Source organism: Thalassobius vesicularis (genome assembly GCF_004799325.1).
In the GTDB taxonomy this organism is placed as follows: Bacteria; Pseudomonadota; Alphaproteobacteria; order Rhodobacterales; family Rhodobacteraceae; genus Thalassobius; species Thalassobius vesicularis.
In genome coordinates this window covers 1-1086 of the sequence record NZ_SSMD01000024.1, presented here as the reverse complement: position 1 = coordinate 1086, position 1086 = coordinate 1, and the positions used below count along the sequence as shown (strand labels likewise).

1 protein-coding gene is annotated in these 1086 nt (G+C 58.6%); it reads right to left on the bottom strand.

The features are described from left to right. A protein-coding gene (locus E7681_RS18610; protein WP_136340761.1) for an IS3 family transposase occupies positions 1-1023 on the bottom strand; the annotation gives its coding sequence in 2 pieces (ribosomal slippage) (positions 1-792 and positions 792-1023; 1024 coding nt annotated over the 2 pieces). This gene is flagged as partial in the annotation. Between the last annotated feature and the right edge of the window lie 63 nt (positions 1024-1086).

Sequence of the window (1086 nt, the reverse complement as noted above, 5' to 3'; positions counted from 1 at the left end):
TCGCCCGCCGCGTTGGCCAGGAGTGCCGCCAGATCAACTCGGCCTTGATTGTTTTGAAGAAGGTCTCCACCGCGGAGTTGTCATAACAATTTCCCTTGCCGCTCATCGACACTCTAAAGCCGTGCTGACGCAGGATCTTCTGATAATCATGCGAACAGTATTGGCTGCCCCTGTCCGTGTGGTGGATGCACCCTTTCGGGGGCTGGCGCAGGGCCACGGCCATGTTCAATGCCCGGATCGCCAGGTCCCGCTTCATCCTGTTGCTGACCGCCCAGCCGATCACCCGGCGTGAATGCAGGTCTAGGATCACGGCAAGGTAGAGCCAGCCTTCGCGGGTCCACACATAGCTGATGTCACCGGCCCATTTCTGGTTCGGTCGATCCGCGCGGAAGTCCCGGTCCAACAGGTTGGGCGCGATGTTGAAAGCATGATTGCTGTCGGTCGTCACCTTGTATTTCTTCGACCTTTCAACCCGAACGCCGTTTTCTCGCATCAGCCGCCCAACGCGGCGATGGCCGACTTCCAGACCCAGCTCTTTCAGCTCCTCTGTCATTCTGGGGCGGCCATAACTGCCCAGGCTGAGCCGGGATTGCTCCTTGATATGCGCCAGAACAACCATGTCGGTCCGTTGCCTGCGGCTGGCCGGGCGGCTGCAATACGCCCGCAAGCCGCGTGGGCTGACATCCATGACCCTGCACATCTGCGTCGTGGAAAAGCTGCCACGGTGTTCTGCGATAAACCTGAACCTCATGGCTTTTGGCTCGCGAAGAAGGCTGTGGCTTTTTTTAAGATGTCCCTCTCCTCCTTGAGAATGCGGTTCTCGCGCCGAAGGCGCTCATTCTCGCGGGCAAGCTCCTGGTCCTTCTGCGGAACCACATCGGTATCCCGATGTGCCGCCACCCATTTGTTCAGCGTCGAAAGCCCAACGCCCAGATCAGCAGCAACCTGTTTGCGCGCCAAACCGCTTGTCAGTGCGATCCGCACCGCATCTGCCCGGAATTCATCCGTCCTTGTCGTTCCCATAGCTCGTCTCCTTTGTTGCAATTAATGCTATCAAAGGAGCGGCATCAAACCGTGACAGGTCCA